The organism is Bradyrhizobium sp. PSBB068 (genome assembly GCA_016839165.1).
Lineage (GTDB): Bacteria > Pseudomonadota > Alphaproteobacteria > Rhizobiales > Xanthobacteraceae > Bradyrhizobium.
Map to the genome: position 1 here is coordinate 230,730 of CP069300.1, position 20,291 is coordinate 251,020.

19 protein-coding genes are annotated in these 20,291 nt (G+C 65.6%); 10 read left to right on the plus strand and 9 right to left on the minus strand.

Annotated features, from left to right (window positions below):
- Positions 1-37: 37 nt before the first annotated feature.
- The gene (locus JQ507_01045) at positions 38-1,012 is read right to left on the minus strand and encodes a 2-dehydropantoate 2-reductase (protein ID QRI70162.1); all 975 of its coding nucleotides are present in this window, start codon (positions 1,010-1,012) and stop codon (positions 38-40) included.
- Positions 1,013-1,179: 167 nt separating this feature from the next.
- Between JQ507_01045 and JQ507_01050 the strand changes: the two genes are divergently transcribed.
- Positions 1,180-1,977, plus strand: a complete 798-nt coding sequence (locus JQ507_01050; GenBank protein ID QRI70163.1) for an enoyl-CoA hydratase/isomerase family protein — start codon at positions 1,180-1,182, stop codon at positions 1,975-1,977.
- A 6-nt stretch (positions 1,978-1,983) separates the two neighbouring features.
- On the opposite strand, the gene JQ507_01055 is transcribed toward JQ507_01050, so the two are convergent.
- Together JQ507_01055 and JQ507_01060 are read right to left on the minus strand one after the other, a co-directional pair.
- Positions 1,984-2,244, minus strand: a complete 261-nt coding sequence (locus tag JQ507_01055) for a hypothetical protein (protein ID QRI73132.1) — start codon at positions 2,242-2,244, stop codon at positions 1,984-1,986.
- Between the two features lie 75 nt (positions 2,245-2,319).
- Positions 2,320-3,204 carry a LysR family transcriptional regulator gene (locus JQ507_01060; GenBank protein QRI70164.1) on the minus strand — a complete coding sequence of 295 codons (885 nt, stop codon included), beginning with the start codon at positions 3,202-3,204 and terminating at the stop codon, positions 2,320-2,322.
- 125 nt (positions 3,205-3,329) lie between these two features.
- Between JQ507_01060 and JQ507_01065 the strand changes: the two genes are divergently transcribed.
- From JQ507_01065 to JQ507_01080, 4 genes are all read left to right on the plus strand, one after another.
- Positions 3,330-4,691, plus strand: coding sequence for an FAD-dependent oxidoreductase (locus JQ507_01065; protein QRI70165.1), 1,362 nt, complete (start codon positions 3,330-3,332; stop codon positions 4,689-4,691).
- A 109-nt stretch (positions 4,692-4,800) separates the two neighbouring features.
- On the plus strand, positions 4,801-5,805 hold the full coding sequence (locus JQ507_01070; GenBank protein ID QRI70166.1) for an ABC transporter substrate-binding protein: 1,005 nt from the start codon (positions 4,801-4,803) through the stop codon (positions 5,803-5,805).
- Positions 5,806-5,966: 161 nt separating this feature from the next.
- A complete protein-coding gene (locus JQ507_01075; GenBank protein QRI70167.1) occupies positions 5,967-6,740 on the plus strand; it encodes an ABC transporter ATP-binding protein in 774 nt (257 codons plus the stop codon).
- Entirely contained in the window at positions 6,733-7,560 is an 828-nt protein-coding gene (locus tag JQ507_01080) for an ABC transporter permease (GenBank protein ID QRI70168.1), read from the plus strand. The genes JQ507_01075 and JQ507_01080 overlap by 8 nt, the downstream gene beginning before the upstream one ends.
- Before the next feature lie 193 nt (positions 7,561-7,753).
- On the opposite strand, the gene gtdA is transcribed toward JQ507_01080, so the two are convergent.
- A complete protein-coding gene (gene gtdA / locus JQ507_01085) occupies positions 7,754-8,794 on the minus strand; it encodes a gentisate 1,2-dioxygenase (protein ID QRI70169.1) in 1,041 nt (346 codons plus the stop codon).
- Positions 8,795-8,889: 95 nt separating this feature from the next.
- On the opposite strand from gtdA, the gene maiA reads away from it, so the two are divergent.
- The 3 genes from maiA to JQ507_01100 are packed head-to-tail and all read left to right on the plus strand — an operon-like array spanning position 8,890 to position 11,208.
- Positions 8,890-9,522 (plus strand): maleylacetoacetate isomerase, encoded by a 633-nt coding sequence (gene maiA, locus JQ507_01090; GenBank protein ID QRI70170.1) that lies wholly within the window; start codon positions 8,890-8,892, stop codon positions 9,520-9,522.
- Positions 9,512-10,024, plus strand: a complete 513-nt coding sequence (locus JQ507_01095; GenBank protein QRI70171.1) for a MarR family transcriptional regulator — start codon at positions 9,512-9,514, stop codon at positions 10,022-10,024. The genes maiA and JQ507_01095 overlap by 11 nt, the downstream gene beginning before the upstream one ends.
- Positions 10,024-11,208: a 3-hydroxybenzoate 6-monooxygenase gene (locus JQ507_01100; GenBank protein QRI70172.1), complete on the plus strand. Its 1,185-nt coding sequence runs from the start codon at positions 10,024-10,026 to the stop codon at positions 11,206-11,208. The genes JQ507_01095 and JQ507_01100 overlap by 1 nt, the downstream gene beginning before the upstream one ends.
- Positions 11,209-11,404: 196 nt before the next feature.
- Here the strand turns inward: JQ507_01100 and JQ507_01105 are convergent, their stop codons facing one another.
- From JQ507_01105 to JQ507_01125, 5 genes are all read right to left on the minus strand, one after another.
- Complete coding sequence (locus JQ507_01105; GenBank protein QRI70173.1) at positions 11,405-13,015, minus strand: benzoate-CoA ligase family protein; 1,611 nt, start codon at positions 13,013-13,015, stop codon at positions 11,405-11,407.
- The gene (locus tag JQ507_01110) at positions 13,012-14,142 is read right to left on the minus strand and encodes an FAD-dependent monooxygenase (GenBank protein QRI70174.1); all 1,131 of its coding nucleotides are present in this window, start codon (positions 14,140-14,142) and stop codon (positions 13,012-13,014) included. Before JQ507_01110 ends, JQ507_01105 begins: the two co-directional genes overlap by 4 nt.
- 115 nt (positions 14,143-14,257) lie before the next feature.
- Entirely contained in the window at positions 14,258-14,470 is a 213-nt protein-coding gene (locus JQ507_01115) for a hypothetical protein (protein QRI70175.1), read from the minus strand.
- A gap of 109 nt (positions 14,471-14,579) precedes the next feature.
- Positions 14,580-14,801 carry a hypothetical protein gene (locus tag JQ507_01120; GenBank protein QRI70176.1) on the minus strand — a complete coding sequence of 74 codons (222 nt, stop codon included), beginning with the start codon at positions 14,799-14,801 and terminating at the stop codon, positions 14,580-14,582.
- Positions 14,802-14,840: 39 nt separating this feature from the next.
- Positions 14,841-15,614, minus strand: a complete 774-nt coding sequence (locus tag JQ507_01125; protein QRI70177.1) for a hypothetical protein — start codon at positions 15,612-15,614, stop codon at positions 14,841-14,843.
- 262 nt (positions 15,615-15,876) lie between these two features.
- Between JQ507_01125 and JQ507_01130 the strand changes: the two genes are divergently transcribed.
- Entirely contained in the window at positions 15,877-17,010 is a 1,134-nt protein-coding gene (locus JQ507_01130; GenBank protein ID QRI70178.1) for an efflux RND transporter periplasmic adaptor subunit, read from the plus strand.
- A 10-nt stretch (positions 17,011-17,020) separates the two neighbouring features.
- Complete coding sequence (locus JQ507_01135) at positions 17,021-20,191, plus strand: multidrug efflux RND transporter permease subunit (GenBank protein QRI70179.1); 3,171 nt, start codon at positions 17,021-17,023, stop codon at positions 20,189-20,191.
- Positions 20,192-20,291: the final 100 nt, after the last annotated feature.

The following is a 20,291-nucleotide window of genomic DNA, read 5'->3' on the forward strand; positions in this document are numbered from 1 at the left end:
TTCGATGCCCCTGCTTGTTATCGTGAGATCCGGATTGTCAGCCCTGATACAGGCCCTTGTCACGCGCCTTCTGGATCGCGAGGGCGGCCATCAGGTCGAGCATCGGGGTCGGAATATCTGCTGCGCGGGCAAAGGCCGCGGGCGCGCGCACCAGCACGTCGATCTCCATGGCGCGGCCGAGCTCGTAGTCCTGCAGGATCGACGGCTTGTGGTCGGGCGCGGGTCCCGAACGGGTGACGCGCTTGACCCCGGGGATATAGCGCGTCGCCACCGCATTGGCCTCGTCGAGCAGCCGTGGGATCACCTCCTGCATGTCGGGATCGTCGCGGACGCCGCGCGCGGTCAGCCCGGTCAGCAGACAGAGCACCGACATCGACATGTTGGTGAGCAGTTTCGACCAGATCGTCTCGCGAATCTCCGTGACGTCAGGCGATTCGATCGCAGCCTCATTAAGCGCCGCGCGCAGCCGGGTGATGCGCTCGCTCCGGAGATCGTCGCATTCGCCGATCAGGAGGCGGTTGCGATCCGGCGACAGATTCGCCACCAATCCGGGCGCGATCACCTCGTTGGAGGAGAAGATCACGCCGCCGATGATGCCCTCTTGCGGGACGGCATTGCGCAGACGCCCGCCGGGATCGAGGAAGCCGAGATCGGGAATCGCGGGATGCTGCGGCGGCAGACCGAGACCGTACCACCAGGGAATGCCGTTCTGCGCGAACACGATTGCGGTGTCCCGCTCAAGCAGCGGCAACAGTCCGGTTGCGAGCGCACTGACGCCGGTGGCCTTCAGCGTGCTGATGACGACGTCCTGCGGCCCCAACTCGGCAGGATCGGCCGACGCCCTTACCCGTGCGGTGACGCTGCTGTCGCCGACCTTCAGCGTCAATCCGTTGGCCCTGACCGCATCGAGATGCGGGTCGCGCATCACGCAGGACACCTCGTGGCCGGCACGGGCCAGCCGGACCGCGAAATGGCTGCCGACGGCGCCCGCGCCGAAAATACAAATACGCATGAGTGGAACTGGTCCTTGCAACGTGCCGCGTCAGTTTCCACAAGCGCAGGGCATCGCGCAACCCGTCATGCGCATGGCGCGGTCGCGCCCGCCCGAAAGTGATGGATCAAGGCCTTTGCTCTCGCCATAGTGCGGGTAACAGCAATGCCGAACGAGGGAGAAACGTCATGTCGGCCAGCCCAGTCCTGTGGAGCCTCGATGCGCGCGGGGTCGCGACCGTCACGCTGAACAGGCCCGAGGTCAACAACGCCTATGACGGCGCGCTGATCGCCGGCGTGCTGGCCGCGATCGACGAACTCTCGACCAAGCCGGTCCGCGTCGTCGTGCTCAAGGGCAACGGCAAGCATTTCCAGGCCGGCGCCGACCTGAAATGGATCAACGGCGTGCGGCCGAAATCACCTGACGAGAACGAGGCGGCGTCGCGCGCCACCTTCGAGGCGGTGCAGCGGCTCAACACGCTGCCGGTGCCTACCGTGGCGCTGGTGCAGGGCGGTTGCTTCGGCGGCGGCACCGGCGTGATCTCGGCCTGCGATATCGTGATCGCGGCCGACAACGCGCTGTTCTCGATCACCGAAGTGCGCTGGGGCCTGACGGCGGCGATCATCATCCCGCAACTCTGCGACGCCATCGGCGTCCGCCAGGTGCGGCGCTACGCACTGACCGGCGAACGGTTCGGCGCCGAGGACGCGCGCCGTATCGGTCTCGTCCATGAGGTGGTGCCCTTGGCCGATCTCGACAGCGCCGGCGCCAAGGTCGTGGAGCAATTGCTCGGCAATGCCCCGGATGCGCTGGCCGAGACCAAAAAGCTGGCGATGGAAAGCTCGTTCGGCGGCATGGCCGTCGACGATGCGGCCTACAAGCGTCTGGTCCATCTGCATTCGGCCAAGCGGCAGACCGCCGAGGCCGCCGAGGGACTTGCGTCCTTTGCCGAGAAGCGCGCGGGCCGCTGGAGCGGGGCGGCGTAAGCCAGCTCAGCAGCCGTTGCAGATGCCGCGGATGCTGCGATAGACCTCCGCGTCGTCGCGGCGCATCTGCTCCAGCGATTCAAACGTCTTCGATTCGTTCGATCGCGCCGCCGGCTCGGACCTGGATTCGGGCTTGCGCTTGGCCGCGAGCTCCTGCTCCTGCCGATGGTAGCAGGCCTCGCGCTCTGCCTTGGGCTCGATGAAGCGGCAGGTCTCGATCGCCGCCGCTGGTGTCGCGACGAAGATCAGGCCGAGCGAGGCTGATATCAGGAGTTTCAAGCGGGCGATCCTTTCGCGTCCTTGTCTCAGGTCGGCGGGCGGCGGGGCAAGGCCGCCATCGCATCACAGCGATCGCGACAGCGACTTCTTCAATGTCTTCAACAGCGCCTGCACCGCGGCGGCGTCGATGCGGCGTTCGGGAACGGCGGCCTTCACCCACAGTTCGGGAATCGGAAACTCGGTGAGGATCGGCTGCAGCGTGCCCGCGCGCAGCGCGTCAGCGACCAGATAGTGCGACAGCAGCGCGATGCCGTTGCCGGCGATCGCGCTTTGCGTCAGCACGCGGCCCTCGTTCGACGAGAGAATCGGGCGCACCTGGATGTTGATGCGGCCGCGCGGCCCCTCGAACGGCCATTCCGGACCGGTCGGCAGGAAGCTGAGGCAGCGGTGATCGACCAGATCGCGCGGATGCTTGGGCGTGCCGTGCTTCCTGAGATAGGACGGCGAGGCGCACAATAGCCGCGGCAGCCGGCACAGCGGCTCGTCGACCACGCCGCCGAAGGAATGCGGAAAGGCGCCGATCGCGATGTCGAAACCTTCGGTCACCGGATCGACCGGGCGATCGATCATTACGATCTCGAGCTTTACGCTGCGGTTTTGCCGCTGGAAGATCGTGAAGGCATCGGCGAGGCGTGCCACCGTCAGCGAGGTCGGCGCCTTGACGCGCAAATGATCGGAGAGGTCGCGCTGCTTCTCGCCCATCCGCGACAGGAGATCGCCGACATCGGCGACGACGCCGCGGGCGCGGTGCACATATTGTTGCCCGGCCTCGGTCAACCGCAACTGTCGCGTCGAGCGATGGAACAGCGCAGTGCCGATCCGCTCCTCGAGCTGGGTGACGCGCTTGGCGACAACCGATGTTGCAACGTTGAGCTTGCGCGCGGCGGCGGAGAAGCCGCCGGCATCGGCAGTGGCGAGGAAGGCTTCGAGGTTCACAAGCGTATCCATCTGCCCTCCCCAATACTTCTCCGCTTTTCTCGATTCGCGAAAGCTGATTACATAATTTGGTGGATTGTACTGCAATCTGCATCAATTCATAGTCGGCCCAATCAACCCTGTTCAGGGCGGAAATGATGCGAGCGAGCACGATCGAAGAACCTGCGCGGCAGGTCCCCCTCTATGGCGAATATGACGTGGTGGTGCTTGGCGGCGGCCCGGCCGGCATTGCAGCTGCGGTCGGCGCGGCGCGCGCCGGGCGGCGGACGCTGTTGATCGAGCGCTACGGATTTCTCGGCGGCATGGGCACCGCGGCCGGCGTGACCAATTTCTGCGGCCTGCACGCCAATATTTTCGGCGGGATGCATCGGGTGGTGCAGGGCGTCGCCTCCGACCTCTTGGCGCGGATCGACCGGCTCGGCGGGTTGAATGCGCCGCATCTGATCCTCGGCAAGATTTTTGCGCAGGCCTACGACACCGCGGCGTACAAGATCGCGGCCGACGATCTTCTGGCGCATCACAAGGTCGATATCCTGTTCCACGCGCTCGGCGCCGGCGTCGTGATGGATGGCACCCATATCCGCGCGCTGATGGTGGAAACCAAGGCCGGCCGTCAGGCGGTGCGCGCCGGCATCTTCATCGACTGCTCCGGCGACGGCGACCTCGCAGTGTGGGCCGGTGCACCCTATGAAGTCGGAGACAATGCCGGCGGGATGCTCTATCCCTCGATGATGTTCCGCCTCAACGGCATCGATCCGGCGAAGGCCGGCGATGCCTGGCGGACGATTCCGGAGCGGATGGCGCAGGCCGAGGCCGCCGGCACCCACACCTTCCCGCGCAAATCCGCGATCGTGCGGCCGCAGAAATCGCAGATCGAATGGCGGGTGAATTTCACCCAGGTGACGCGCAGCGATGGCGGCGCCATTTCCGGTATTGATCCCGACGAGATGACGCGCGGCGAGATCGAGGGCCGCCGCCAGGCGGTCGAAGCGTTCAAGTTCCTGCGCACCGTGCCCGGCTTCGAAAATTCCTACATCGTCGATCTGCCGCCGCAGCTCGGCATCCGCGAGACGCGGCGCGTAATCGGCGGCTACATGCTGTCCGGCGAGGACGTGCTGGGCTGCGCCTCGTTCGAGGACTCGATCGGCGTCAATGGCTGGCCGATGGAAAAGCACGTGCCCGGCGATGTGACCTTCGAGTTTCCGCCGATCCCTGAGAGCCGCGGCTATAACGAATTGCCGTACCGCATGCTGATACCTGACGGCGTCGACAATCTCCTGGTCGCCGGCCGTTGCGCGTCGATGACCCATGAAGGGCAATCGGCGGCGCGCGTCTCCGGTGCCTGTTTCGTGATGGGCGAGGCGGCGGGAACCGCGGCCGCGCTGGCACTCTCGGGCAATACGATTCCGCGCGACATTTCCGTCGAAAAGTTGCAACAACAGCTCACGCAGCAGGGCGCGTTCATCGGCCGCGATCGGCCCGTGCCCGAAGGAATCTAGGGCGTTTTCAGGCGAAGTGGATCCCGGTTCGCGTGAAGAAAACGCGTCAAAACAGGAATCGAGAGCCCCGTTCCGATTTGATCGGAACGGGCTCTAGGCGGAGGATGAAATGAAGGGTTGGGCGCGGCTCGCACTCGCGGGCCTGCTGATGTGGGCCGCGAGCGGTATCGCGCGGGCCGACGATCTGCTGAAGGCGAAGATCGGCGTGCTGCGGCTGTCGTCCTCGGCGCCGGTGTTCATCGCGCAGGACAAGGGCTATTTCCGTGACGCCGGGCTCGATGTCGAGCTGAAGTTCTTCGACGCCGCGCAACCGATCGCGGTCGCGACCACGTCGGGCGATGTCGATTTCGGCATCACTGCCTTCACCGCCGGACTCTACAATCTTGCCGGAAAGGGCACGCTGAAGGTGATCGGCGGCATGAGCCGCGAGAAGGCCGGCTATCCCCTGATCGGGTATTTCGCCAGCAACAACGCCTATGCGGCCGGCCTGAAGACCCCGAAGGATCTCGCCGGCAAGCGCGTCGCGGTGACCCAGGTCGGCTCCAGTTTCCACTATTCGCTCGGCCTGCTCGCCGACAAATACGGCTTCAAGCTGTCCGACGTGAAGATCGTGCCGCTGCAATCGCTGTCGAACGCGGCCGCGGCGCTGAAGGGCGAGACCGTCGACGCCGCGCTGCTGCCGATCTCGACGGCGCGGACGCTGATGGATTCCAACGGCGCGAAATTCCTCGGCTGGGTCGGCGACGAGACGCCGTGGCAGCTGGGCGCCATCTTCGCGTCGCCGAAGACGCTGACCCATGCGCAACTGGTGACGAGGCTGCTCACCGCGCTGACCCGCGCCGACCGCGAATATCACGATGTGGTTCTGGCCGCGATCAAGGACGGCGTGGTTCCGATCAACGAGAAGACAAGACCGCTGCTCGAGATCATCGCCAAATACACCAACCTGCCGGTCGAGCAGGTGGTCGGCAACTGCGCCTATGTCGATCCCGACGGCAAGCTCGACGTGAAGAACGTCGACAACCAGATCAAATGGCTGCAGGAGCAGGGTTTCGCCGACAAGGGTTTTGATGCGAATGCGATCATCGCCAAGGACTATGTGAAGGCGGATTGATGATGAGCCGTATGCGCAATTCTCGACCCGCCATCCTGAGGAGCCGCGAAGCGGCGTCTCGAAGGATCGACGGCCCGAATGCAGCAGCTCGGCCGTCGACCCTTCGAGACGCGCGCAAATGCGCGCTCCTCGGGGTGACGGGTCGGGTCGTGGGGCACTGAATGGACCTGATCGCCGACCATATCAGCCATCGTTTCGGCGCGCTCGACGTGCTCAGCGACGTCTCCTTCACGGTCCGCGCCGGCGAGGTCGTTGCGATCGTCGGTCCGTCCGGCTGCGGCAAGAGCACGCTGCTCTCGATCCTCGGCGGCCTGCTGCGGCCGAGTAAGGGCGCCGCCGAGTTGCGCGGCGCGCCTCCGGCAGGAAGCCTCAATCCGCTGACCTTCGTATTCCAGGACTTTGCCCTGCTGCCGTGGAATACGGTCGAGGAGAACGTCGCATTCCCGCTGCTGCACACGGGCCTGAGCGCCGGCGAGCGCCGCACCGTGATCGACGACGCGCTGCGCCGCACGGGCTTAACGGATTTCCGCGCGACCTATCCGAAGCAGCTCTCCGGCGGCATGCGCCAGCGCGTCGGCATTGCGCGGGCGCTGGCGGTGCGTCCCGCGATCCTGCTGATGGACGAGCCGCTGTCGGCGCTGGACTCGCAGACCCGCGAGCTCCTGATGGAGGATTTCGTGCGTCTGCTCGCCGACGGCACCATGGGCGCGGTCTATGTCACGCATAATCTCGAGGAAGCGGTGCGGCTCGCCGACCGCGTCGTCGTGCTGTCGCGGCGTCCCGGCCGCATCCGGGAGATCGTGACCATTCCGATGACGCGCGCCGAGCGCGGCACGGCGGATGCGCGCGGGCAGATGGCCGCATTGCAGGGCGAATTGTGGTCTTTGATCCGCAAGGAGGCGATCGATGCCGAGCGCGAGGTCCAGCATGCTTGACCGCGCGCCGCCGGACACGAAGGACCAATTGGGCGAAGCGACGCGGCCGGTCGCGTTTCGCGGCGCCGGCTTCACGCCGGGCGGCAGCCGCTATGCGGGTTGGCTCGCGCTCGCACTCGTCATCGCGATCTGGCAGCTCGCCGGCAGTGCCGGATGGGTCAATCCGCTGTTCCTGCCGGCGCCGTCGGCGATCGCGGTCGCGATCTATAAGCTCGCGACGTCGGGCGCGCTGTGGCAGCACCTCTCCTGGTCGATCATGCGGATCGGCACCGGCTGGATGATCGGCACGGCAGCGGGCGTCATTGTCGGCTTTGCGATCGGGCTGTCGACCATGGCGCGCGGTGTCGGCATCACCTTCATCTCGGCGCTGTTTCCGATCCCGAAGATCGCGCTGCTGCCGCTCTTGATCCTGTGGCTCGGGATCGGCGAGGAGCCGAAGATCGCGACCATTGCGCTCGGGGTGTTCTTCTCGACCGCGATCTCGGTTTATAGCGGCGTCGATGCGGTGCCGCGCAACCTGATCCGGATGGCACAGAGCTTCAACGTGCCGTTCCACGCCATCGTGCGCCGCGTGATCTGGCCGGGCGCGCTGCCCTCGATCCTCGCCGGCTTCCGCATCACCGCATCCGTTGCGTTGCTGCTGGTGGTCAGCGCCGAGATGATCGGCGCGCAATACGGCATCGGCGCCTTCGTGCTGCAGGCCGGCAATCTGATGCAGACCGACCAACTGCTGGCCGGCGTCGTGATCCTGTCGCTGTTCGGCCTCGCGGTCGGGAAGCTGATCAATCTGCTGGAGACGCGGCTGCTGCACTGGCGGTGAGGGGCGCGAGGGCGGCAAACTCAAATGTCGTCCCTGCGAAAGCAGGGACCCATAACCACAGGAGGTCGTCGTTAGGAAAGGCTGGGGCCCCAGCACCTCCAACAACACGACCCTGTGGTTATGGGTCCCGGGTCGCGCTTCGCTTGCCCGGGACGACGGTGGTTCCGGGACGACGACGACTACACGTTTCTGGCTACGCGTTGCCCCGATCCTCGCGGAACAGGTCGAGCTTCTGCTGCACCGGGCGGTCGGAGAACGAGAACAGCACCGAGTCGGTATCGGCCTCGTGGGTGACCCAGTGCCAGCTCGGCACCACGAACAAATCGCGCGGGCCCCATTCGAAGGTCTGATCGCCGACCCGGGTGCGGCCCTTGCCTTCGATCGCGGCGAACACCGTGGCGTCGGTCGACCGATAGCGCGCGGTCTTGAAGCCCTTCGGCAGCAGCTGGATGAAGGTGCCGATGGTCGGCATCGCGAAATCGCCGGTCTCGGGGTTGGAGAATTTCAGCTTGAGGCCGTGGCAGGCGTCCCACTCGTCGCTGGTTCTGGCCTTCTCCAGCGCCTCGCGGGTGTATTCATAGGGGTAGTTGAAGATCGGTGAGGTCTTCGATGTCCGCTTCTGATCGATCGGCAGGAGATTGTGACCGTAGCGCGCGAAGCTGGCGCCGGCCGGCTTGGAGATCGACTGCTGGTCTTCCTTGGCGCCTTCGGCAAACGAGCAGTCGAAGAACTGCACCATCGGGATGTCGAGCCCGTCGAGCCAGAACATCGGCTCATTGGTTTCGTTGGAATGGTCGTGCCAGGTCATCGACGGCGTGATGACGAAATCGCCCGGCGACATCGCGGTGCGCTCGCCGTCGACCGCGGTGAACGCGCCCTGGCCCTCGAGCACGAAGCGCAGCGCCGATTGCGCATGGCGATGGGCGGGGGCGATATCGCCCGGCACCACCATCTGCACGCCGGCGAAAAGTGAGGTCGTGATCTTGGACTGGCCGCGCAGCCCGGGATTTTCCAGCACCAGCACGCGGCGCTCGGCTTCCTTGGCCGTGATCAGTCTGCCGGCCTCGTTCATGTAATCGCGGATCTGGTCGAACTTCCACAAGTGAGGCCGGCAGGCGCTCTTCGGCTCCGGCGTGATCAGATCGTTCATCACGTTCCACAACGCCGAGAGGTTTTGGCCGTCGATCTTCTTGTAGAACGCTTCGCGCTCCGGGGTCTTCTGCACGGCTTCCATGGCAAGCCTCCCATCGTTCTTGTCGGTGCAATTTAATTGACAGTATACTCACAATATGGCTAGCGTCAATCTAACGAAATGCAAGGGAGGTTCCGATGAAGCTGCATGGCTATTTCCGGAGCAGCGCGTCCTACCGGGTCCGGATCGCCCTCAACATGAAGGGGCTGACGCCGGAGCACCTGCCGCATCATCTGCGCAAGGGCGAGCAGTGCGCGCCGGCCTATCTCGCCATCAATCCGCAGGGGCTGGTGCCGACATTGGAGAGCGACGCCGGCGCGATCCTCACCCAGTCGCTCGCGATCATCGAATGGCTCGATGAGACCAACCCCAATCCGCCGCTGCTGCCGAAGGATCCGCTGCGGCGCGCCAAGGTGCGGGCGTTCGCGCAGGCGATCGCCTGTGACACCCACCCGGTGCAGAATCTGAAGGTGCTGGCGCGGCTGCGCAAGCTCGGCCTGCCCGAAGAGCAGGTGACCGAATGGGCGGCCTGGGCCAATCGCGAAGGACTTGCGGCCTGCGAGACCCTGATCGCTGACGAGGCCGGGCCGTTCTGCTTCGGCGATACGCCGACGCTTGCCGATCTCTGCCTGGTGCCGCAGCTCGCCAATGCGCGGCGCTTCGGCGTCGACGTCTCGGCCTATCCGCGCCTGCTCAAGGCCGAGGCCGCGACAAAGCAAGTCGAGGCGTTCGCCGACGCCGCCCCGGACAGGCAGCCCGATGCCGAGTAGCAAGCCGACGCCCGTCACCATGGACGCGGTCTACACCGCGCCCGGCTATCTGTTCCGGCGCATGCAGCAGATCGCGGTCGCGCTCTTCATCGAGGAGTGCAGGGCGTTCGACCTGACGCCGGTGCAATATGCCGCGCTGGTCACGATCTCGACCCATCCCGGCATCGACGCCACCAGGCTCTCCGCCGTGATCGCGTTCGACCGCTCCACGCTCGGCAATGTGATCGAGCGGCTGCAGGCCAAGGAATACATCGTTCGCAAGCCGGCGGCGGAGGACAAGCGCGTCAAGCTGCTCTATCTCACCAAGGCCGGCGCGGGCGTGCTCAACGACATCATGCCCTCGGTCGACAAGGCGCAGGCACGGATGCTCGAGCCGCTGAAGCCGGCCGACCGCAAAACGCTGCTCTCGCTCTTGACCCAGCTTGTCGATCTCAACAACGAGGCGTCGCGGGTGCCGTTGCGCGCCGAGGACGCGCTCGAACATCTGGGGAGGTCGGGCTGATGGCGGAGACGCGACCTGTCCTGATCGCGGGCGGCGGCATCGGCGGCCTTGCCGTGGCGCTCGGCCTCGCGCAGAAGGGCATCCGCTCGATCCTGCTGGAGAAGGCGGCCGCGCTCGGCGAGATCGGCGCCGGCATCCAGCTCGGGCCGAATGCGTTCCACGCCTTCGACTATCTCGGCGTCGGCGAGGCCGCGCGCAACATGGCCGTCTATATCGACCAGCTCCGGCTGATGGATGCGCTGACCGCCGATGAGATCACCCACATCGATCTCGGCGAGACGTTTCGCGCGCGGTTCGGCAACCCCTATGCCGTGGTGCATCGCGGCGACCTGCATGGCGTGTTCCTGCGCGCTTGCGAGAGGCACGAACTGATCGAGCTGCGCGTCTCCAGCGAGGTGACAGGCTACGAGCAGGACGGATCGTCCGTGACCGCAAAGCTCGCCAATGGCGCGCGCGTCACCGGACGCCTGCTGATCGGCGCCGACGGGTTGTGGTCCAACATCCGCAAGCAGGTCACGGCGGACGGCCCGCCGCGCGTCTCCGGCCATACCACCTATCGCTCGGTGATCCCGACAGAGCAGATGCCCGAGGATCTGCGCTGGAACGCGGCGACGCTGTGGGCCGGCCCGAAATGCCATATCGTGCATTACCCGCTGTCGGGCTGGAAGGTGTTCAACCTCGTCGTCACCTATCACAACGACGCGCCGGAGCCGGTCGCCGGCAAGCCGGTGTCCGAGCAAGAGGTGATGAAGGGCTTCACCCACGTCCACGAACGCGCGCAGAATATCATCCGCCACGGCACCAACTGGAAGCTCTGGGTGCTCTGCGACCGCGATCCCACCGAGCGCTGGATCGACGGCCGCGTCGCGCTGCTCGGCGACGCCGCGCATCCGATGTTGCAATATTTCGCGCAGGGCGCCTGCCAGGCGATGGAAGACGCGGTCTGCCTGTCGCACATGCTGGCCAATCACGATGATCAGGCGGCGGCGCTCGACGCCTATCGCGCGCAACGCTTCCCGCGCACCGCGCGCGTGCAGCTGATGTCCCGTGCGATCGGCGAGCACGTTTATCACCCGGCCGGCGACCACGCCCGCATCCGCAATGCGATCATGAGCGCGAAGTCGCAGAACGAATGGTGCGACGATATCGCGTGGCTGTATGGCGGAACGGGGTTGGGCGGTTAGCTAGTAGTGGCTGACGTACGCGTTCGCCACACCCTCAGTCGTCGTCGCGGCGAAGGCCGGGACCCAACCACGAATAGTCGTTGTTGAGGCAGCTGGGGCCCCGATCTTCGCGCCACAAGCATTTGTGGTTATGGGTCCCGGCTTTCGCCGGGACGACATTGAATGTGTGGCCGCTGTGGTGCGCAAGCCGGCGTCGCTACATCCGCATCACCGCCTGCCGGTCGATCTTGCCCGTGCCGGTCTTCGGCAGTTCGTCGATGAACTTCACCTCGCGCGGATATTTGTAGGGCAGGAGCTTCGTCTTGACGTAGTCCTGCAACCGCCGCGTCGCCTCATCGCTGTCGAAGCCGGCCTTGTTCATCACCACCACGGCCCGCAGCGTCATGCGGCGGTCGGGCAATTCGGCGCCGTAGACCGCGCATTCGCGGACGTCGGGGTGATCGGCGAGGCAGAGCTCGACCTCCAGCGGATAGACCCACTGGCCGGAGATCTTGATAAGGTCGTCGGCGCGGCCGCGGAAGAAGTGGAAGCCGTCGCTGTCGCGCACGAAGCGGTCGCCGGTGTAGATCCAGCCGTCTTCGCGCACGGTCTCGGCGGTCTTGTCCGGCCGGTTCCAGTACAGCGGTGTTGCGGAATCGCCGCGCACCCACAAAATGCCTTCCTCATTGTCGCCGACCTCGCGGCCGTCGCTGTCGCGCAGCATGATCTCGTAGCCGGGCACGCGCAGGCCGGCGGCGCCGAGCTTCTTCTGCTCCGCGCGGTTGCTGAGATAGACGTGCAGCACCTCGGTCGAGCCGAGGCCTTCGATGATCTCGAGCCCGGTGAGCTGTTTCCAGCCGTTGAACACATCGGCCGATAGCACCTCGGCGGCGGAGACCGCCATGCGCAGCGAGGAGAAGTCCGCAGCGTCCGCGCCTTCGGCCTTGGTCAGGGTGATGTAGAGCGTCGGCAGCCCGAAGAATACGGTCGGCCGATACTGACCGATCGCCGCGAAGATCGCGGCGGGTTTCGGTTGGCCCGGCAGCAGCAGCGTGGCGGCGCCGACCGAGAAGGGAAACGTGATCGAATTGCCGAAGCCGTAGGCGAAGAAGATCTTCGGCACCGAGAAGCAGATGTCGCCGGGCTTGAGCTTCAGCACGTTGCGGGCAAAGGCGAGCTCGCTATAGGCCATGTCGTGCTGCAAATGCACGATGCCCTTGGGGCGGCCGGTCGAGCCTGACGAATACATCCAGAACGCCATCTCGTTGCGATGGGTGTCGGCCGCGTCGAGCTCGCTCCGAAATCCTTGCAGCCATTCGCCGGCATCACGCGTCTCCGCAACGGCATGACCGCCCGCGGCGCCGTTGACCACGATCAGCGTGCGCAGCGGCGTATCCTTGCAGGCCTCGGCGTTGAAGCGCGAGCAGAACTCCGCATCGGTGACGGCGACCTGCGCGCCGGCATCGGACAGGTAGAATTGCAGCAGCTCCGGCGTCGTCAGCGTGTTGATCAGGAGCGGCACGAGACCGGCGCGCACAGCGCCGAAGAACGCCGCCGGGTAGGCCGGGGTGTCGTCAAGGAACAGCAGCACGCGGTCGCCGCGCTTCAGCCCGAGCGACAGGAATGCGTGACCCCAGCGTGCTGCGTCGGCGCAGAGCTCGCGATACGTCCGTGTGCCGGCCGGGCCGGTCAGCGCCAGGCGTTCGGCATTGCCGTTGCCGAGATTGTCGAACAGGATGCGGCTCGCATTGTAGTGCGCGGGAATCGCAAAGCCGATCTCGCGCGCACCGGGACTGTCCTGCGGAACCTGGTCGGCGATCAGGCTCATGACGGTCCCTTTGCGGCTTCGTACCGGGCCATGAAGGCCGGCGACATCGCGCGCAGCCGCGCGTCGTCGATGCGGCCGGAGCGGGTGATGTAGCTGTAGGCGAAATCCAGCAGGTCGCGCTTCATGTGCGCGGGGAAATGCTCATACCAGTCGGCGCTGGTCCGCGCCGCGGTGACGAGCTTCTTCACGATCGGCTTACGCTCGCTCTCGTAGCGCGCTAGTGCTGCGGCAACGCCGCTTTCGCTCTCCAGCGCCTTGGTCAGCGCAATCGCGTCCTCGATCGCCAGCCGCGTACCGGAGCCGATCGAGAAGTGCGCGGAATGCAGCGCGTCGCCGATCAGCACCATGTTGCCGTGCGACCAGCGCTCGTTCCAGATCCACGGGAAATTGCGCCACACCGATTTGTTCGAGATCAGCCGGTGGCCATCCAGTGTCTCGGCGAACACCTCCTCGCAGATCGCCTGCGACTCTTCGATGCTCCTGTCGGCGAAGCCGTAGGCCGCCCAGGTCGCCGCGTCGCACTCGACCAGGAAGGTGCTCATGTCCTTCGCATAGCGATAGTGATGGGCGTTGAAGCAGCCCACGTCGGTTGCCACAAAGGTCTGCGACAACGTTGCGAAGGGCTTCGTGGTGCCGTACCAGGCGAATTTGTTGGTCGAGTGCGAGACCGATGCCCCGAATGCGGTCTCGAAACCGCGGCGAACCATCGAGTTCAGCCCGTCGGCAGCGACGATCAGGTCGTACCCCTTGAGCTCACCGACCGATTGCACAGCAGTGTCGAATTGCGGCGTGACGCCGACACTGCGCACGCGCTCCTGCAGGAGCGTCAGCAATGCCAGCCGCCCGATCGAGGAGAACCCGACGCCATCGATCTCGACGCTCTCGCCGCGCAGATTGAGGGTGATGTTCTTCCAGCTCTCCATCCGCGGGGTGATGGCGTCGACCGTCTCGGGGTCGTCGGCGCGCAGGAAGTCCAGCGCCTGCTCGGAGAACACCACGCCGAAGCCCCAGGTGGCGCCGGCCGGATTCTGCTCGAACAGATCGATCTCGGCGTCGGGATGACGCTTCTTCCAGAGATAGGCGAAATAGAGCCCGCCGGGCCCTCCGCCGATCACGGCGATCCGCAACGTCTGCCTCCCAGATTGACAGTGTACTTACAATTTGGATCGAGACTAATCTCCCTCTGGCGGGAACGCCAGAGGGAAAATGCGCGCAGCGGCTACAAGCGTGGTGCCGAAAAGTTCAGTAGCAGCGGCGGACCTTGACCCCGTCGACCCAAATCCAGCGGCAGCCGGCGACGACGGGCTTGCGGACGACGACCGCGCCGCGATGGCCGGCGCATCCCGCGCGATAGGGGCCGCGCCCGCACACGACCGCGTTGGCGTCGGCGGACTCGAAGGCCATGGTCGCGGCAAAGGACAGCAGGGCTGCAGCGATCAGCAATAATGAGCGCATGATATTCCCTCTCCCGGAGTGAGGACTGGTTGGCCTCTGGATGACAACAAGGTGCTGCGGCTTCGTGCCCGACAGTCGCCGGGCACAGGTCGTCGCGCCGCTTGTGCGGCTATTTCTTTTCGGCTTCCGCCAGCACCTTCTTGCAGGCGGGCGTCAGCTTGTCGCTTTCCTTGGCGAGGCAGGCGATGATGCGCCCGCCGCCGGGCGTCACGCTCTTGCAGAACTTCTGGTAGTCGCCCATGCAGGCGTCGCGTTGCGCCGTAGTCAGCTCCTGGGCAAAGACGGCGGTTGAGCCGCACAGCAAGGCGGCGGTCAGGACAATACGCAGCATCGATCGCTCCCTGTTCCGGTCAGTCGGGTGAAAACGGCATCAGCGCGCCGCGAACGGCGCTAGCACGTCACGGCACGCCGGTGACAGCGAGCCGGCATTGGTCGCCAGGCACTGCACGATCCGCCCGCCGCCCGGCTGGACGCCGCCGCAGATCGAGCGGACGTCGGCGCCACAGGCCGAGCGCAACACGAACAGCTCTTCGCGTGGTCGCAGTGGCCGCAGCGTGATCGCTGCCGGCGCGGCCGCCGGGGCTGCCGCCGTCGCCGCGCCTTCGGCCGGTGCGGCGCCGCCGCCACCGGCCGCCGCAACCGCCTTCTCGCAGGCCGGTGAAAGCTTCGCCTTGTTCTTCTCCAGGCATTGCAATGCAGGCGCGCCGCCGGTCGGCACCCCGGCGCAAACCTTCGGATAGTCGGAGCGGCACGCACTGCGGATCGCGGAGATTTGCGCGCTGCTCGGCTTGCCTGCGGCGGCAGCTTTCGGTGCTGCCGTCTCCGCGGGCTTGGCCGCGGTGGTCGCGGGCGCCGCATCAGTCTTGGCTGCCGCAGGCGCGGCGGCCGGCGCTTCCACGGCCTTCACCGCGCTGGCACAGGCCGGGGCAAGGCTTGCCATGTTCTTCTGCAGGCATTGCAGCGACGCCTCACCGCCCGGTGGCACGCTCGAGCAATGTGCGATGTAGTCGTTGCGGCATTGCGACTTGATGGCGTCGCGCTGGGCCTGGGTCGGCGCCTGCGACAGGGCCGGCGCGGTGCTGATGAATGTCGCGAGCCCAAGCCATGCACACAGCTTCGTTGCACGTGTCAACGCGTTGATCATTTGAATAAATCCTCTCGTTGCGCCGGAAGCTGCCGGCCCAACTGAACTGCGTTCTGAAATGTCTTGCTGTACGCGAGCGACATCATTTTCGCTTTCGAGTTCCGCTGCAAGCGGATTGTTGCTATGGATGAAGCAGACTGAATTTTTTGCGCCTACCACGTTTGAATTAGGTCATTTGAACTGAGGCTCGGAAATGAGGCATGCGCGCGCGTCCGCACATTTCGGTCAGAGCAATTTTGTGCGGCTGCGAAATGCGCCACTTATGCGCACGGTCTGCGCCATAGCGGCCTTCCTCAGTTTAAGTGCCTGCGAGCAAAACAGTTTTGTTCCGCCGCCGCCGCCGAAGGTCGACGTCGCGCCGCCTGTGCAGCGCGCCATCACGCGTTATCTGGACGCAACCGGAAACACTGCGCCGATCAAGACCGTCGATCTGGTCGCGCGTGTGCAGGGCTTCCTGCAGTCGATCGACTATCAGGACGGTTCGCCGGTGAAGCAGGGGACCACCCTGTTCACGATCGAGCCGGAGACCTACAAGCTGAAGCTGGAGCAGGCGCAGGCCGCCGAAGTCGGTGCGCAGGCGACGCTGAAGCAGGCGGAGCTCGACTTCAAGCGGCAGCAGGATCTGGTGCAGCGCCAGGCAGTGTCGCAGGCGACGCTGGATACTTCGACCGCGACGCGGGACAACGCCCAGGCCGGCCTGCAGCAGGCCCAGGTCAACACCAAGCTCGCTGCAGTCAATTACGGCTACACCAATGTCGCCGCGCCGTTCGACGGCATCGTCAGCAACCATCTGGTCTCGGTCGGCGAACTGGTCGGCGTGGCGTCGCCGACCCAGCTTGCCACCATCGTGCAGCTCGATCCGATCTATGTGAATTTCAACGTCAACGAACAGGACGTGCAGCGGGTGCGGGACGAAGCGCGCCGCCGCGGCATCACGACCACCGACCTCAGGCAGCTGCCGATCGAGGTCGGGTTGCAGACCGAGACCGGTTATCCGCACAAGGGCAAGCTTGACTACATCTCGCCGACCATCAACCAGTCGACCGGAACGCTCGCCGTCCGCGGCCTGGTCCCCAATCCGGAGCGCGTGCTGCTGCCGGGTTTCTATGTCCGCGTTCGGGTGCCGATCGACAAGCAGGACAATGCGCTGCTGGTGCCGGACGTTGCGATCGGCAGCGACCAGAGCGGCCGCTACGTGCTGGTCGTCAATGCCGACAACGTGGTCGAGCAGCGCAAGGTGACGACCGGTCCGCTCGACGAGGGCCTGCGCGTCATCGAGAGCGGGCTGAAGGCGGACGATCGCGTCGTGACCGCCGGGCTGCTGCGCGCGATCCCCGGCCAGAAGGTCGATCCGCAGATGCAGAAGGGCGACGCGACGCCGGCCGCGGCCAAGTGAGGGGCGCGCCATGATCTCGAAATTCTTCATCGAGCGGCCGGTCCTGTCCAACGTCATCGCGATCCTGATGATCCTGATCGGCGGCGTCGCGCTGTTCAATCTCGCGGTCGCGCAATATCCCGACGTGGTACCGCCCACCGTGCAGGTGACGACGCGCTATCCCGGCGCATCGGCAAAGACCGTGATCGACACCGTGGCGCTGCCGATCGAGCAGCAGGTCAACGGCGTCGAGGACATGCTCTACATGCAGTCCTACAGCGGCGCCGACGGCACCTACACGCTGACCGTGACCTTCAAGATCGGCACCGACCTCAACTTCGCGCAGGTGCTGGTGCAGAACCGCGTCTCCTCGGCGCTGTCGCAACTGCCGACCGCGGTGCAGAACCAGGGCGTCACGGTGCAGAAGCGGTCGACCTCGATCCTGCTGTTCGTGACGCTGACCTCGCCGAACAAGACCTACGACAGCCTGTTCCTGTCGAACTACGCCACCATCAACATCCGCGACGAGCTGTCCCGCCTGCCGGGCGTCGGCAACGTCACCGTGTTCGGCGCCGGGCAATATTCGATGCGGGTCTGGCTCGATCCGAACAAGCTGCAGGCACGCGGGCTGATGCCGCAGGACGTGATCCAGGCGATCCAGCAGCAGAGCCAGCAGGTCACAGCCGGCCAGGTCGGCGCGCCGCCGGCGCCGCAGGGGCAGGCGTTCCAGTACACGCTGAACGTCAACGGCCGGCTCGACGACGCGAGCCAGTTCGAGAACATCATCGTCAAGACCGGCAATGTCGGCGACGTCATCCGGGTCCGCGATCTCGGCTCGGTCGAGCTCGGCGCGCAGACCTACAGCCAGGTGTTCTCGCTCAACCAGAAGCCGGCCACCGGCATCGGCGTGTTCCTGTCGCCGGGCGCCAACGCACTGCAGGTCGAGAAGGAAGTGCAGAAGAAGGTGGCGCAGCTCGCCAAGCAGTTCCCGCAGGACATCAAATACGACACGCCGTTCGACACCACCAAATTCGTCCAGGCCTCGATCGACGAGGTCTACCGGACGCTGATCGAGGCCGGCCTCCTGGTGCTGGTCGTGATCCTTGTGTTCCTGCAGGATTGGCGGGCGATGCTGGTGCCGGCGACCACCGTGCCGGTCACCATCATCGGGGCGTTCGCGGCGATGGCCGCGCTCGGCTTCACCATCAATTTGTCGACGCTGTTTGCGATCGTGCTGGCGATCGGCATCGTGGTCGACGACGCCATCGTCGTGGTCGAAGGCGCCGCGCACAATATCGAGCAGGGCATGTCCGGCCATGACGCCGCGATCAAGGCGATGGACGAATTGTTCGCGCCGATCGTCGGCATCACGCTGGTGCTGATCTCGGTGTTCCTGCCGGCGGCGTTCCTGCCGGGGCTGACCGGCCGGATGTACGCGCAATTCGCCTTGGTGATCGCGGCGACCGCGCTGCTCAGCGCCGTCAATGCCGCGACCCTGAAGCCGACGCAGTGTGCGTTGTGGCTGCGTCCGCCGGTGCCGCCCGAGCAGCGCAACTTCTTCTACCGCGGCTTCAACGCAGTCTATGATCGGGTGGAACGGGGCTACACGCGGATCATCGGTGGCATTGCCGCCCACGCCAAGACCTCGGTCCTCGTTGCGCTGGTCCTGATCGGAATTGCCGGCTACGGGCTGTCGCGGGTGCCGACCGGCTTCATCCCGATCGAGGACCAGGGGTATCTGCTGGCCGCCGTGCAGTTGCCCGACGGCGCCGCGATCGATCGCACCCAGCAGGTGCTCGACAGGGTCACCGAGATCGCCCGCAAGACGCCGGGGGTCGAGCAGGTGGTTTCCATCGCCGGCATCTCCGCGCTCGACAATTCGTCGAGCCTTGCCAATGCCGGCGTCGCCTATGTGATCCTGAAGGACTGGGGCTCGCGCGGCCCGGGCGAGGATCTGCGCTCGCTGGTCTACGGCCTCAACGACCGGCTTGCGGTGATCCCGGAGGCGCGCATTTTGGTCATCCCGCCGCCGCCGATCCAGGGCATCGGCAATGCCGCCGGCTTTGCCATGCAGGTGCAGCTGCGCGACGGCAACGCCGACTACGGCAAGCTGCAGGCGGTCACCGGCGCCGTCGTCAGCAATGCGCAGACGCAAAGCGCGCTGCAGCGGGTGCAGTCGTCGTTCCGCTCGATGGTGCCGCAGTTCGACGTCCAGGTCGATCGCGTCAAGACCGAGACCCTGCACGTCACCACCGACCAGATCTTCTCGACCCTGTCGTCCTATCTCGGCGCCAGCTACGTCAACCAGTTCACCAAGTTCGGCCGCACCTTCCAGGTCTACACCCAGGCCGATGCGCAATACCGCCTGACCTTGCGCGACATCCAGAACATGATGGTGCGCAACAGCAATGGCGACATGGTCCCGCTCGGCACGGTGGCGAACATCACGCCGTCGGTCGGGCCGTCGCTGATCAGCCTCTACAACCTCTATCCGTCGGCCACCATCATCGGCCTGCCGTCGCAGGGCTACAGTTCCGGCCAGTCGATGAGCTTGATGGAGGAGATCGCCGCGAAGACGCTGCCGCCGGGCACCGGCTATGAGTGGACGGCGATGTCGTACCAGGAGAAGGAGGTCGGCAGCCAGATCTACTTCGTGTTCGCGCTGGCGCTGCTCCTGGTCTACCTCGTGCTCGCCGGACAATATGAGAGCTGGTACGCGCCGATCTCGGTGATCCTGGCGGTGCCGCTGTCGCTGCTCGGGCCGATGCTGGTGCTGACTGCGCTCCGGATCGAGAACAACCTCTACACCCAGATCGGCACCATCCTGCTGATCGCGCTGTCGGCCAAGAACGCGATCCTGATCGTCGAGGTCGCGCTCGAGCATCACATCCGCGACGGCAAGCCGGTGCTGGAATCGGCGATCGACGCGGCGCGCGCCCGGTTCCGGCCGATCCTGATGACCTCGTTTGCGTTCATCCTCGGCGTCTTGCCGCTGGTGATCGCGACCGGCGCCGGCGCCAACGCCCGCAAGTCGATCGGCATCACCGTGTTCTCAGGCATGATCGCCTCGACCTGCCTCGCGGTGCTGTTCGTGCCGGCGTTCTTCGTCGTGGTGCAGAATTTCGAGAACTGGCGCAAGGCGAAGAAGGGCAAGGCGGCCGGGCCGCAAGCCGCGCAGCAGGCGCCGGGCACGGCGCATTAGCCCCGCGCACCTACCTATCCCCGTCACCCCCGCGCAAAGGCTTCGCCTTTGTCGCGGGAGGAGGCCGCAAAGCGGCCGTCTCGAAGGGTCGACGGCTCGG